The sequence below is a fragment of the Streptomyces sp. NPDC001904 genome, assembly GCF_040297005.1.
In the GTDB taxonomy this organism is placed as follows: domain Bacteria; phylum Actinomycetota; class Actinomycetes; order Streptomycetales; family Streptomycetaceae; genus Streptomyces.
Genome location: NZ_JBEOYI010000026.1, coordinates 69,717 through 82,853, shown reverse-complemented (window position 1 = coordinate 82,853; position 13,137 = coordinate 69,717). Strand labels below are relative to the sequence as shown.

Annotated in this window: 11 protein-coding genes and 1 tRNA gene; 4 read left to right on the top strand and 8 right to left on the bottom strand. The window is 73.1% G+C overall.

Annotation, left to right across the window (positions count from 1 at the left end; translation table 11 throughout):
• Positions 1 to 260: 260 nt before the first annotated feature.
• The 3 genes from ABT127_RS31675 (at position 261) to ABT127_RS31665 (ending at position 3,158) form a co-directional block, all read left to right on the top strand.
• On the top strand, positions 261 to 1,076 hold the full coding sequence (locus ABT127_RS31675) for a maleate cis-trans isomerase family protein (protein WP_351457516.1): 816 nt from the start codon (positions 261 to 263) through the stop codon (positions 1,074 to 1,076).
• 3 nt (positions 1,077 to 1,079) lie between these two features.
• The gene (locus ABT127_RS31670; RefSeq protein WP_351457514.1) at positions 1,080 to 1,811 is read left to right on the top strand and encodes a maleate cis-trans isomerase family protein; all 732 of its coding nucleotides are present in this window, start codon (positions 1,080 to 1,082) and stop codon (positions 1,809 to 1,811) included.
• A gap of 249 nt (positions 1,812 to 2,060) precedes the next feature.
• On the top strand, positions 2,061 to 3,158 hold the full coding sequence (locus ABT127_RS31665) for an LLM class flavin-dependent oxidoreductase (RefSeq protein WP_351457511.1): 1,098 nt from the start codon (positions 2,061 to 2,063) through the stop codon (positions 3,156 to 3,158).
• 5 nt (positions 3,159 to 3,163) lie between these two features.
• Here the strand turns inward: ABT127_RS31665 and ABT127_RS31660 are convergent, their stop codons facing one another.
• Entirely contained in the window at positions 3,164 to 4,981 is a 1,818-nt protein-coding gene (locus ABT127_RS31660) for a putative bifunctional diguanylate cyclase/phosphodiesterase (RefSeq protein WP_351457508.1), read from the bottom strand.
• Positions 4,982 to 5,343: 362 nt separating this feature from the next.
• Here ABT127_RS31660 and ABT127_RS31655 point away from each other — a divergent pair, with 362 nt between their 5' ends.
• Positions 5,344 to 6,576, top strand: coding sequence for a M6 family metalloprotease domain-containing protein (locus tag ABT127_RS31655; protein ID WP_351457506.1), 1,233 nt, complete (start codon positions 5,344 to 5,346; stop codon positions 6,574 to 6,576).
• A gap of 68 nt (positions 6,577 to 6,644) precedes the next feature.
• Here the strand turns inward: ABT127_RS31655 and ABT127_RS31650 are convergent.
• From ABT127_RS31650 to ABT127_RS31620, 7 genes are all read right to left on the bottom strand, one after another.
• A tRNA-Lys gene (locus tag ABT127_RS31650) sits at positions 6,645 to 6,718 on the bottom strand.
• Positions 6,709 to 7,332, bottom strand: a complete 624-nt coding sequence (locus tag ABT127_RS31645; protein WP_351457504.1) for a bifunctional DNA primase/polymerase — start codon at positions 7,330 to 7,332, stop codon at positions 6,709 to 6,711. The genes ABT127_RS31650 and ABT127_RS31645 overlap by 10 nt, the downstream gene beginning before the upstream one ends.
• Before the next feature lie 120 nt (positions 7,333 to 7,452).
• A complete protein-coding gene (locus ABT127_RS31640) occupies positions 7,453 to 7,803 on the bottom strand; it encodes a DUF8844 domain-containing protein (protein ID WP_351457502.1) in 351 nt (116 codons plus the stop codon).
• Between the two features lie 186 nt (positions 7,804 to 7,989).
• Complete coding sequence (locus ABT127_RS31635; protein ID WP_351457499.1) at positions 7,990 to 9,357, bottom strand: AAA domain-containing protein; 1,368 nt, start codon at positions 9,355 to 9,357, stop codon at positions 7,990 to 7,992.
• Complete coding sequence (locus ABT127_RS31630) at positions 9,354 to 10,940, bottom strand: hypothetical protein (protein ID WP_351457496.1); 1,587 nt, start codon at positions 10,938 to 10,940, stop codon at positions 9,354 to 9,356. The genes ABT127_RS31635 and ABT127_RS31630 overlap by 4 nt, the downstream gene beginning before the upstream one ends.
• Positions 10,941 to 10,986: 46 nt before the next feature.
• On the bottom strand, positions 10,987 to 12,171 hold the full coding sequence (locus ABT127_RS31625; RefSeq protein ID WP_502971815.1) for a hypothetical protein: 1,185 nt from the start codon (positions 12,169 to 12,171) through the stop codon (positions 10,987 to 10,989).
• Positions 12,086 to 13,036: a phosphatase PAP2 family protein gene (locus tag ABT127_RS31620; RefSeq protein WP_351457494.1), complete on the bottom strand. Its 951-nt coding sequence runs from the start codon at positions 13,034 to 13,036 to the stop codon at positions 12,086 to 12,088. The genes ABT127_RS31625 and ABT127_RS31620 overlap by 86 nt, the downstream gene beginning before the upstream one ends.
• Positions 13,037 to 13,137 lie beyond the last annotated feature (101 nt).

Genomic DNA, 13,137 nt, shown 5'->3' with positions numbered 1-13,137 from the left:
TTTCGCAACGAAGCTCCGCTTTCCTGTTGATGGACAAGTCGGGAACATCGGGATCATGAACTGTGGGCGGTGTGCGCCGTCTCACGGCATCCCATCTGACATGCGCGGATTGACCACGCTGGCACCTGAACCTACCTTCGTCAACAGCGGTACCCCGTACGCGGGTTCCCGCCCTCGTCGCTGTCCCGACGTCCCGGCGCATCGCCGGCTCAAGCATCGCATCGGCACTCATCACGTCAGCTGAACCTGGGGCATGCTCTATGGACGTCTCATTCCTGGGGGGACCGCAGCCGCAGCGCGGCGTCGGCGTTGTCGCACCGTTCGACTTCGCCCTCGACCGTGAACTGTGGCGCTGGGTACCCGACGACATCTCCCTTCACCTCACCCGAACCCCGTTCGTGCCCGTCGAGGTCAGCCTCGACCTGGCCCGCCTGGTCAGCGAGCACGAGACGCTCGGCGAGGCGGTCCGGGCGCTCGGCGCCGCCGAACCGCAGGTCCTCGCGTACGCCTGCACCTCGGGCAGCTTCGTCGGCGGCATCGCCGGGGAACGCGCCATGTGCGAGGCCATGCGCAGGGCCGGGGAGCTTCCGTCCGTGACCACATCGGGGGCGCTGCTCGACGCCCTCGCCGACCTCGGCGCGCGCCGCATCGCGCTCGTCACCCCGTACACCCGCTCCGTCACCGAGTCGCTGGAGGAGTACCTGGCGGAGGCGGGCATCACCGTGGTGGGGCGGGCCTATCTCGGGCTGACCCGGCACATCTGGAAGGTCCCCTACCGGGACGTGGCCGACATGGCGCGCGCTGCGGTCGGCGACAGCGCCGACGCGCTCTTCATCAGCTGTACGAACCTGCCCACCTACGACGTCATCCCGCAGCTGGAGGCCGAACTGCGGATGCCGGTGATCTCGGCGAATCAGGTCACGATGTGGGCAGCCCTCGCCCGACTGGGTACGCGAGCAGTGGGCCCCTACCAGGCGCTGCTCGACCCTGCTGCACGCCGGCAGTGGCCCGTGCCAGGACGTCAGGCAGAACAGCGCCTTCCGGAACTTCCGGAGGGCCAGGAAGGGTGGGCTTAGAGCATGACAGCGCTCGGATTTCTCTACCCCGGACACTCCGCGGAGGACGACTATCCGCGGATCGAGATGCTGATCGACAGCGACGTACGGCTGGCCGTCGTGCACACCGACATCGGCGAGGACGCGCACCGCGTCGACGCGCTGCTGCGCATGGGCGCGCCGGAGCGGCTCGCGGCCGGGGTCGAGGAGCTGCGGCTGTCCGGCGCCGAGGCGGTGGTCTGGGCGTGCACGTCCGGCAGCTTCGTCTTCGGCTGGGACGGCGCCCACGACCAGGTCCGCGGCCTCGCGCAGGCCGCGGGGCTGCCCGCGTCCAGCACGTCCTTCGCCTTCGCGCACGCGATCGGTGAGCTGGGGGTGCGGCGGGTGGCGGTCGCGGCGACCTATCCGTCGGACGTCGCGGACCACTTCGCCACGTTCCTCAAGGCGGCCGGTGCGGAGGTGCTCTCGGTGCGCGGCAGCGGCATCATCACCGCTGCCGAGGTGGGCACCTGGGGCTGGGACGAGGTCCTCGCCATGGCGCGGGCCGGTGACCATCCGGACGCCGAAGTGGTCCTCCTCCCGGACACGGCGCTGCACACCGCCGCGCACATCTCCGATCTCGAACGGGAACTCGGCAAGCCGGTGCTCACCGCCAACCAGGTCACCGTCTGGGAGGCGCTGCGCCTGGTGGACCGCCGAGTGAACGCTCCCGCTCTGGGTGCCCTGTTCACGAAGGAGCCGGTGATCCAGGTGTAGCCGTTCGACCGCGCCACCGTCGTGGCTGGTCGCGCCCCTGGACGAGCGAAGCTCGTTTCAGGGGCGCGGGGAACTGCGCGAGAAGAGGCCACCGGCCCGCAGGCGACCGACAACCGAGAAGGGGCGCGGGGAACTGCGCGACCAGCCCCCACCGGCCCGCAGCCGACGAACCGGGGGAATAAAGCGGAGTGCGCCTCCGTTACGCCGGGGTCCAGCCCAGATACACGCAAAGCCACGCAGGAGGACCCCGTGCCGGCCACCCAAGACGAGATCCGCGGCGCAGCCCACGGCACCGCCCCCACCCCCCTCTCGGTCCTGGACCTGGTCACCGTAGGAGCAGGCCGCACCGCGTCCCAGGCCCTGGCCACCGGCGTCGACATCGCCCGCCTCGCCGAACGCCGCGGCTACCACCGCTACTGGGTCGCCGAGCACCACTCGATGCCCGGCGTCGCGTCCAGCAGCCCGGCCGTGATCCTGGCCCACCTGGCCGCCCACACGGACCGCATCCGCCTCGGCTCCGGCGGCGTCATGCTGCCCAACCACGCCCCCCTGGTCATCGCGGAGCAGTTCGGCACCCTGGAAGCCCTCGCCCCGCACCGCGTCGACCTCGGCCTCGGCCGCGCCCCCGGCACCGACGGCGCCACGGCCGCCGCCCTGCGCCGCTCGGACCGCCTCAACGAAGGCGCCGACGACTTCCCGCAGCAGCTCGCGGAGCTGATCCGTTTCCTGGACGACGACTTCCCCGACGGGCACCCGTACTCCCGGATCCACGCGGTCCCGGGCCCGGTCCAGGCCACCTCCCCCGGCGGTGTCCAGGACCCGCACCGCCCCCCGGTCTGGCTGCTCGGCTCCTCCGGCTTCAGCGCCCGCCTCGCCGGCGCCCTGGGCCTGCCGTTCGCCTTCGCGCACCACTTCTCGGCGCAGAACACCATCCCCGCGCTGGACCTGTACCGCGAGTCGTTCCGGCCCTCTTCAGTCCTGTCCGAGCCCTACGCCCTGATCGGCGTCTCGGCGCTCGCGACCGACGACGACGGCACGGAGGCCCGCCGCCAGGTGCTGGCCGCCGCGCTCAACATGGTGCGGCTGCGCACCGGCCGCCCCGGCCTGGTCCCGACGCCGGAGGAGGCGGAGGCGTACCAGTTCAACGAGATGGAGCGGGACTTCATCGACTCCTGGAACTCCAACGTCATCCACGGCACCGCCGACGAGGTCCGCTCCGGCCTCGACGACCTCCAGAAGCGCACCGGCGCCGACGAGCTGATGCTCACGGCCAACGCCCACACCGGTGAGATCCGGCTGCGCAGCTACGAACTCATCGCGGACGCCTACGGGATGCCGCAGGGCTGACGGGGTCAGGAGGCGGGCGCCAGCAGGCGGGAGATGCGGTCCGGCGCCACCGGCCGGGAGTAGAGCCACCCCTGGCCGGTGTCGCACCCGATCCGGCGCAGCCGCTCCGCCTGCTCGGCCGTTTCCACGCACTCCGCGGTCACGGTGAGCCCGAGCCGGTGCGCCAGCTGCACCAGCGCCTCCACGATCATCGCGTCGGCCGGATCGCTGGGTGCCGCCCCGTCCTCGTACTGGAAACCGCGCACGAACGACCCGTCCAGCTTCAGGACGGAGACCGGGAGCCTGCTCAGATAGGCCAGGTTCGAGTACCCGGTCCCGAAGTCGTCGATGGCGATGCGCACGCCCATGTCGCTGAGGGACTGGAGCGCCTGCAGCGGCCGCCCGGCCGAGCCCATGACGGCGGACTCGGTCAGCTCCAGCTGTAGCAGCTCGGGCGCGAGACCGGTCTCCGCGAGGATCCGCGCGACGTCGGCCACCAGGTCCGAGTCCCACACCTGCCGCACCGCGACGTTCACGCTGACGAAGACGGGCGGCGCCGCCGGGTTCTCCAGCTGCCAGCGGCGCGCCTGCGCGCATGCCGTGCGCAGCACCCACAGCCCCAACTGCACGATGGAACCGTCCTCTTCGGCGAGCCCGATGAACCGATTCGGCGTGAGCAGCCCGAACTGCGGGTGCCGCCAGCGCACCAGCGCCTCGACGCCGCGCAGCGCACCGTCCGCCAGCTGGACGAGCGGCTGGTACTCCAGGACGAACTCGCCCCGCTCGACGGCCGGCCGCAGCCCCGACGACAGGGCCTGCCGGGTCATGCGATGGGCGTTGCGCTCCGGGTCGAACAGGGTCCAGCGGGCCTTGCCGTCGGCCTTCGCCCAGTACAGCGTGGTGTCGGCGGCCTGCATCAGCCCCGTGGTCGTCGTCCCGACGGCCTGCCGCTCGACGACGCCGACCGACGCGGAGACCGACAGCCGCTGCCCGGCCAGGTCGAACGGCTCGCGCAGCGCGGTCAGCACGGACTCGGCCAGATCGGTCGCCTGCTCGGTGCCGGCCGACTCCTCCACGAGCAGCGCGAACTCGTCGCCGCCGAGCCGGGCCACCAGCGGGGCGCCGGAGGTGTGCCGGGCCCGCTCCGCACAGTGCCCGAGCCGCTGCGCGACGGCGGCCAGCAACCGGTCGCCGACGTGGTGGCCCAGGGTGTCGTTGACCGCCTTGAACCCGTCGAGATCCAGATAGCACAGGCCCACCCGGCCGGTCGTGCCCGTCTCGTCGTAGGCGCCCGCCTCCAGGGCGGCGGTGAGCCGCTCGAAGAACAGCGTGCGGTTGGGCAGCTGCGTCACCGGGTCGTGCATCTGGAGATGGCGCAGCCGGGACCGCAGCTCGCGATGGGCGCTGAGGTCGTGCAGGGAGACGAGGACGACCTCGGTGCCCGGCACCGGCGCGAGCGTGACGCGGGTCCACACCGAGTGGCCGACGGGGTGCTTGAGGCGCCGGGTGCGCGAGAGCCGGGCCTGCCGGCCGTGCAGCACGTCCTGGTACGCGTCCCGGGTGCGCGGGTCGGCGGAGAGGTCGAGCAGCTCGGCGGCCAGGCGTCCGACGACCGGCTGGTCGCTCTCGCCGCCGAGCAGGGCGAGCGCCGCGTGGTTGGCCCCGACGATCAGCCCCGCGCGGTCGACGACCGCCATGGGGAGGGGCGCGGCGAGGAACGCGGACCGGCAGGCGGCATCCGGGAAGTCCTGGCGTGAGCGGCCACTCTCCGTGAGGGATTCGGGGCGCCGGAGCGGTGCGGACGCCTCGGTCACCGTCGTGGGCCCATCGGGCTGTGCGCTCACCGTTCGCTCCCGCAGTGCGTCGTCTGGATGCGTGTTCTGGTGCGGCCGGGTCCCGGCAGGAAAGTGTGCCGATCATAGAGGCAGGTCGGACGGCCTATCCAGCCTGTGGCGCACACCGAGGCGGTCCCGGTGGGGGCACCGGGGGACCGGCAGATCGTTTCTGCTCGGGCCGGGCCGGGCTTCTTCCGAGCGGCGACCGGCCTGGATCATCTGTGACGTTCGGTGACCGCCGGGGTGTCGGCCGCTCACTCGTCCGGGCCAGATAAACAGGGCGAAGTGTGACAACTGCACACAGTCTGGGTGGGGTATCCCGCATTCCCCGTCCGGAGGTCGACTTGCCGCGTCCGCAGCCACTCGGGGGAGTGGACAAGCGCCGTCTGCGTGCCACCGCCGCCGCGCTGACCGCTCTCACCGCCCTGGCCGCCACCGGTCTGGTCGCGGGTCCCGCGGCGGCCGCGCCGCCCTACGCGGGGCCGTGCGCCCTGGAGCGCACCGCGGCCCACCACTCCGAGGGCCTGGACTCCTGGAACTCCACCTATCCGCGTCCCGTCAAGCCCCTCAACGCGGTCATGGTCTTCCTCTCCTTCCCCGACTGGACGCCGACGACCACCCCGGAGCAGCTGGCGGCCGACTACTTCCCGGCCACCAGCGACTTCTTCGAGCGCGCCTCGTACGGCAAGTTCCGCCTCGTTCCGCACCCGCAGCGGACGTGGATCGAGATGCCGCAGACCTCGACCTCGTACGCCATAAAGCGCGACTGGAGCCCGGCGCACCGCAGCGCCTATCTGCGGGACGCCCTCGCGGCGGCGGATCCGGCGACCGACTTCAGCAAGTACGACCTCGTGTACTTCGTCGCCGATCCGGACGCGCCCGGTGTCGACTCGGACGCGACGAAGGTCGTGAACTTCGACCGGCCGATGCGCGCGGACGGCACCGACATCCGCCGGATCGTCACCGTCTTCGAGCACCACCCGCCGGACCGCAACGTCCTCGCGCACGAGACCGGCCACGTCTTCGACCTGCCCGATCTCTACCACCGGCCGACCGACGGCGAGGGGGACTGGGACACGTACGTCGGCGACTGGGACGTCATGGGCAGCCAGTTCGGGCTCGCCCCCGACTTCTTCGGCTGGCACAAGTGGAAGCTGGGCTGGCTGCCGTCGCGGCAGGTGACGTGCGTGACGCATCCCGGGGACACCCGGCTGACCCTGGAGCCGCTGAGCACGGCGCCGCGGGTGGCGGGGGTGCCGTTCGGCACCGGTGACGGTACGAAGCTGGCCGTCGTGCGCACCGGGCCGTCCAGCGCCATCGCCCTGGAGGCCCGGGGTGCGGGCGGCAACGACGACGCCACCTGCTCCCAGGGGGTCCTCGTCTACCGCGTCCGCAGCGACTCCGCCTCCGGTGCCGGGCCGGTCCAGGTGCTCGACTCCCATCCGTCCACGGAGGCCTGCTACGGCGACTCGGTCTACCCGCCGCTGGCGGACGCCCCGGTCCAGGAGGGCGAAAGCTTCTCGGTCCCGGGCGAGAAGCTCCGCGTGGAGGTGGGGGACCGGACGTCGTCGGGGTCGTGGACGGTGAAGGTGACGACGGGGTAGTCCACCGGGCCGCAGACGACCGGCAACGACGAAGGCCCCCCGCACAAGCGGGGGGCCTTCGTTTCAGGTGCGCCATCAGGGACTCGAACCCCGGACACGCGGATTAAGAGTCCGCTGCTCTAACCAACTGAGCTAATGGCGCCGGCTGACGTCGTAGACATTAGCACTGAGATCGGCGGCAGGAAAAATCGATACCTGGACCGTGGAGTGCGCGGCGGCCCGGGCCGCCCGGACACACGCCCACAGCAGTACCTCGGCCCCCGGCAGCCAGGGATGACGGGTGTCCGGAGCGACCACCCAGCGCGACGGCTGCTGCGGCTCGGCGGGCACCGACGGCGCCGGCACGGTCACCGCGTCCCCGCTCCCGTGACAGAGCAGCGGCGGCACCGCTGGCCCCCATTCCTCCCAGCGCAGCAGCGACGGCAGGCGCTGAGCGGTGCCCGGCGCGGCGAACAGGAGCATGCGGCCCCGGTGCGCGGCGACCGGCCCGGACCCGGGCCCCTCGTCCCAGAGCCGGTCTAACATCCGCCGTCCGAAGATCGCGGGCACGTTCACCACGTCGAACACGGAACCGCAGGGCAGCACCACCGGAGCGGTCGGGCGGGACTCCCAGTGGGCGAGCGCGGAGCGCGGATACGTTCCTGCGGAGGCGAGCCACGCCGCACCCTCGGGAGTCACCCCCGAGACGTCGAAACGGTCGTGGGTCGCGGTCTGGTCGATGGGGGCGGGGGCGACGGGGGGAGGCGTGGCGCTCATGTTTCTACATCTACAGGGGGTGAGGCTGCGGCTCCAAAGGGTTGCGGGAAATCAGGACAGGAGGGGGCGGGGTGGAGTATCTTGCCCCTCTGGCATATGCCAAGAGTCCTTGACCGGTGCTCAGGCCGTCGGCTCGGCGTTGCCGCGCAGCAGGTCACGGCCGAACTCGACCATCTTCTTGGCGTAGTCCTCGGTCCACTCCGCGCGCTCCGCGATGTCCGCAGCCGTCAGCCGGTCGAACCGGCGCGGGTCGGCGAGCTGGGCCGCCGCGATCGCCTGGAACTCGACGGAGCGGTCGGCCGCCGCGCGGAACGCGTGAGTGAGTTCCGTGGCGCGGGAGAGCAGTTCGCGGGGGTCCTCGACGGACTCCAGGTCGAAGAAGTGCTCCGGGTCGGCGGCGGCCTCCGCGGGCTCGAAGATCAACGGCGCGGGCCGCAAGCGCGGACGGCGCTGCCCCTCGGGCTCCGCCATGGTGGTCCTCCTCGTGCTGGGTGTACGGCCCGTTTTCGTCCCCCGGGCCACCCTCCATTGTCCGCGCTCCCGCAAGAGGGCCACCGCCCACACCCGGCGAACCCCTCTCCTGGACGAGCGAAGCTCGTTTCAGGGGCGCGGGGAACTGCGCGACCAGCCCCCACCGGAGCCGCGGACGAACGACCCTCAGCCCCAAGCGACCCGATGCTCCGACAACCGGCTCAACACGGAGTGATTCGCTTCCCAGCCGTCCGGAAACCTCACCGTCACCCCCAACTGCACCGGCTCCGCCGAAGGATGCGCGTCGAGGAGATCCGCGACCCCCTCCCGGCACACCACGACACACGCATGCCGATGCCGCGAGGCGAGCACGCACAACCGCCCGGTCTCCAAGTGGAACGCCGTCGCGTCGGGCCGCCCCGACAGCGGATGCAGCACCACGGTGACGTCGAACTCCCGCCCCTGAAGACGGTTCGCCGTGTCCACGGTGACCCCGTGCACCCCGAGCCCGCCCAGCGCGGAGCGCACGGCGGCGGCCTGGTCGCGATGGGCGGTGCCGACACAGATCCGGTCCGCCGTCAGCGGCGCCGGATCCGGCCCGCGCTCGGAGGTCGTGAGCCCGTCGCGGTCGAGGAGGCGCCGCACCACGAGCGCCACCGCCCGCACCGCCTCCGGGTCGGTGCGCGGCGTGTGCGCGGCGGGCAGCTCCAGCAGACCCCAGCCGGCCCGCGCCGCCTCGTCGATGACCCGGTCGACGCCCGAACCGTCCGACGCCGCACGGAACTCCAGCGTGCGATCGCCCTCCCGGGTGCCGCTGCGGAACGGCGTGTACGGGTAGAACGCGGCCGACACCAGCGGCGCCGCCGACGCCGGAAGCCGCCAGGAGACCGGGAGTTCGTGCTGCGGCAGCTCGGGATTGTGGGCGAGCAGCGTCGACACCGCCGACGCCGACGGGTCGTAGGACAGCCCCGCCCACTGCTCCGCGCCGACCGTCGAGAACGGGTCGAGCTGCCCCGGGTCGCCCACGAACAGCGCCCGCTCGAACAGCCCGGCCACGGCCAGCAGCGCGTCACCGCGCATCTGGTACGCCTCGTCGACGATCGCGTGCCGCCACGGACCCCCGGCGTCCTCGACCTTCACGTGCGCCCACTTCGCCGCCGTCGAGATGACGACGGGCAGCGGCGCGAGATCGCCGACCTTGGTCGACAGCCGTACCGTCGGCAGATCGTCGAGCGTCTTGTCGTACGCGTCCGGGTCGCTGCTGTGCAGCCGTCCGACGGGCAGGCCGGGGCGCTTCTCGTGCAGGCGCAGGACGAGATCGTCGACCTGCGCGTTCGTCTGCGCGACGATCATCAACGGGCGCCCGGCGTCGGCCAGTTCGAGCGCGGCGCGCACGACGAGCGTCGACTTGCCCGCTCCGGGCGGCGAGTCCACGACCACGCCGCGGGCCTCGCTGTGCAGGGTGTCGTGCAGGATCGCGGCGGTGGCGCGGGCGGCCTCGGCGCCGGGGTCGAAGACGTCGTCGGCGGGGAGCGAGGCGCTGGCGGTCGTCACAGGATGTCCTCCGTCGTCGCGGTGTCGGGCGCCTCGGCCCCGGCGCCCGGCGGGCCGCCGTGGGTCCACGGGGTCTCCTCCGGCTCGGGCAGCTTCGGGCCGCCGCGCTGCTCGTGCTCGAACAGCGTCCAGCACACCCGCTCGCCCTTGTCCGGCACGGAGCCCGGGTCCGGCTCCTTGCCGCGCCCCATCTTGTCGAGGAGCCGCAGGACGACCGTGTCCTCGGCCGCGTCGTCGTAGCCCACGAACTCGGCGGTCTGCGCCTTGCCGTCCAGGGAGCGGTACACCTTCACGCGCTCCCCGAGATGCGGGCGGTCGTCCGTGCGCAGGGTGATCAGCGGGCGCGGGCGCTTCTTCTCGTTGTACGCCGGGACGACCTCCGTCACCTCGCCGGCCAGGGCCTCCCCGGCGAGCCGCCGGCCCGCCATGACGAGGGGGTCGTCGAGCGCCTCCTGGGCGTCGAGGCGGGCCTGCTCGCGCTCGCGTGTGGCCAGTTTGTTCGCCGCCGTCACCGCGTCGTCGCGGCGCGGCTGCGGAGGCTCGCCCGCCGCGACCCGGTCGCGGTGACCGGTGAACGACCAGCGGTCGCGGGTCCAGCGGTCCGTGGCGCGCGGCCCCTCGGGCAGCGTGCACAGGGCGTCGAGCCCCCGCCAGACCGCGTCCCAGGTGGGCCGGGTGCGGGACTCGACCAGGGCGTGGATCTCCCGCTCGGCCGCGGTCAGTTCGGCCAGGCGGCCGTCGGCCTCGACCGCGTCCTCGGCGGCCGCCAGGCGCGTACGGGCCTTGTCGTAGCGCTCGACGGCGGGCGCGAGGAGCTTGTTGTCGAAGGCCGGGTCGGTGGCGGGGCCGGCCGGCGGGCACAGCAGCTGGCCTTGCGCGTCCCGGCCGCGCTCGGCACGGAACGCGGCCTCGGCGCCCGAGGTGCCCTCCGGCGCGTCGACCCACGCGAGCAGCGCGCCGAGGTGCTGGTCCTCCAGGCTGGACTGGCCCGTCGCCCAGTGCCGGGCGAGCAGGTCCGTCATGGCCAGCAGCAGCGCCGAGCCCGGGACCCGCGCGCGCTCGCCGAAGTGCGTCAGCCAGCGGCCCAGGAGCGGGACGTGCGGGGGAGCGGGGTAGGGCGTCTCCGGGTCCTGCTCGGCCGTGCGCCGGAAGCGCATCGAGCGGCCGAGCAGCCGGACGAACTCGATGCCCGCCCGGCTCGGCACGATCAGCTGCGGCGCGTCCGCGCACAGCTCGACCTCGACCTTGACCCGCTTGTTCGTCGCCGGGTCGGTCTCGGCCCGCTCGGTCAGCTCGACGTCGGCGGCGTACCCGTCGATGTACGGCAGGACCGTCTCGGCGAGCTGGGTCAGGAACGCGAAGCGCAGATCGCGGTCGCGGGGCTGCGCCACGACGAGGAGCCGCGGCGAGGTCCGCTCGGTGCCGACGAGGGCGCCGAGCGGGGCGCCCGTCTCGCCCGCGGTGGTGAGCGGGACCAGGACCAGGGGCCGCTGGGACAGATGGCGGTGGCGGACCGTGGCGGTGGGCTGGGCGCGGCCGGTGCTGGTCGCCTCCAGCCGGGCCAGGTGGTTGATCAGGCTCACGCGGCGGGCTCCTCGCGGCGACGGCGGCGGACGGTCGGGTTCGGGGTCAGCACCGCGCGCCTCCGAAGGCTTCCGTGAGGGCCTCCGCGCGCAGGGCGGCCGCGCGGCGCAGCGCCGCCACCGTCGGGTCCTCGGGGTCGCCCGCCTCGCCGTGGGCGGCGGCGAGCACCGCGTCCACCGTCGTCAGACCGCCCAGCTCGGCGCGGAGCGGACGGCCCAGGCTCGTCACCGCGCCCGCCGCGCGGGAGCGGTCCCGGCAGTGGAAGGCCAGCTCGCACGCGGCCAGGCACTCCGGCGCGTACGCCGCGGGCACCGACTCGACGGCCGCCGTCAGCTCGGCCGGCGGCTGCTCGGGGTCGAAGACGGCGCCGGGCGGCAGGGCCGCCGCGATGTGCTCGATCCGGGTCAGCCGGGTCAACTGGCGCCGGGTCACCGAGCACTGCTTGCGCACGTCGACCGCGGACGCGGCCGGCAGGTTCGTGAAGTCCTTCGGGCAGACGAGGACGATCCGGTCCCGGACCCGCGCGCCCGGCGTGCGCTCCGCGACCTGCTCGAGCGCCAGGACGTACACCGCGGCCTGGCGGGCCGCCGCACCGACCTTCGCCGCGTCCGCCGCGCCGTCGATCATCGGGAAGGACTTGATCTCGACGACCGTCCAGCTCCCGTCGGGGTGCACGACCACCGCGTCCGGCTCCAGGAACGCGGGGCTGCCCGCCACGTCCAGGGCGACCATCGGATGGTCCAGGAACGTCCACGTACCGGACGCGGCGGCCGACTCGACGGCCTCGCGCAGGGCCAGCGCGGTGCGCGCGGTGCGCCCCTCGGGCCCGGTCGCCGACAGGTCGGGCGTCCGTACGAGCTCGGGGGCCGGCTCGGGCGTCCCGGCGGAGCCCACGCGTGCGTGCACGAGCCGCAGCAGCTCGGCGCCGCCGTCGGCCTTCACTCTCGCCTCGAACGCGTTCCCCCGCGTCAGCGCGAACTGTGACTGGCCGAAGGAGGCCGGTGCGCCCAGTGCGTCCGCGATCCGGCCCTTGTCGACACCCGCGCCGTCCAGGAGCGCGCGCCGACTGCACCCCGGGTTCGCCGCGAGGGCGGCCAGGGCGCGGGCGTCCAGCGGGCGTGGCGGGGTGTCGGGGCCGCGCAGCTCAGCGAGCCGGTGCCGCAGCCCCGTCGCCGGTGTCGCGGGGCTGCGATCGGCTTGCGGCCTTGCGCTGTCGGGGAATTCGCTCACCCGGCGAAGTCTGGCATTCCTCACTGACAATCGAGGACCGTGTGGCGGAAGGGGCGGCCACCGGGGCGCCGTGCGACCCGGTGAGCAGATCGGCGGCCCACTCCTTGACCAGCGCCGCGACCCGCTGGACGGGCCGGGTGAGCGCCAGGCCGACGCCCATCACCGCGGCTCCGGCGAGCGCGTCGAAGAAGTAGTGGTTGGCGGTGCCCATCACGACGATCGTGGTGATCAGCGGGTAGGCGATGCCCGCGGCCCTGGCCCAGCGGTTGCCGCCGTGGCGCCACAGCATGACGCCGCACCACAGCGCCCACCCGACGTGCAGGCTGGGCATGGCCGCGTACTGGTTGGTCATCCCGCCCATGCCCTTGGGCGCGCTGGCCGCGCCGCCCCACCAGCCGTACGAGCTGTACTGGGCCATCGTGTCGACGAAGCCGTAGGAGGCGGAGAGCAGCCGGGGCGGGCAGGTCGGCAGCAGCGTGAAGCCGACGAGACCGATCATCGTCGAGGTCATCAGCCAGGTGCGGGCCGCGCGGTAGAGGTGCGTGCGGCGGCGGAAGAGCCAGATCAGCACGGCCGGGGTGACCACGTAGTGCAGCGAGGCGTACCAGAAGTCGGCGGGGACGCCGATCCAGGCCTCGCGCGTGAAGAGACGGTTCAGCGGGTGTTCGAGATTGAGGCGGACCGCTTTCTCGGCCCGCAGGATCGACACGCCGTGGTCGACGGCGGTCTGCACGTCGCCCCGGGCCAGCAGCCGGCCCGCGGTGTACGCGCTGTAGACCAGCAGAATCAGGGGAAGCTCGGTCCACCATCGAAGCCGTACGCCCGGTATCGCCTCCGTGCGCGGTGCGTGGTCGATCTGCGACATGCGGGCCGCTCCCCCTCTTCCTCGTCCGGCGGCCTCTGGCCACGTAGCTCACCTTAAGGCGTATATGGGGTCTGCGCGGGTGACCCCCGACCCTCGTAGAC

Excerpts from the sequence above, each read along its gene's own strand:
- ABT127_RS31675 (WP_351457516.1), top strand. The coding sequence starts at position 261 with ATGGACGTCTCATTCCTGGGGGGACCGCAGCCGCAGCGCGGCGTCGGC.
- ABT127_RS31670 (WP_351457514.1), top strand. The coding sequence starts at position 1,080 with ATGACAGCGCTCGGATTTCTCTACCCCGGACACTCCGCGGAGGACGAC.
- ABT127_RS31645 (WP_351457504.1), bottom strand. The coding sequence starts at position 7,332 with ATGAGCGCCACGCCTCCCCCCGTCGCCCCCGCCCCCATCGACCAGACC.
- ABT127_RS31640 (WP_351457502.1), bottom strand. The coding sequence starts at position 7,803 with ATGGCGGAGCCCGAGGGGCAGCGCCGTCCGCGCTTGCGGCCCGCGCCG.
- ABT127_RS31620 (WP_351457494.1), bottom strand. The coding sequence starts at position 13,036 with ATGTCGCAGATCGACCACGCACCGCGCACGGAGGCGATACCGGGCGTA.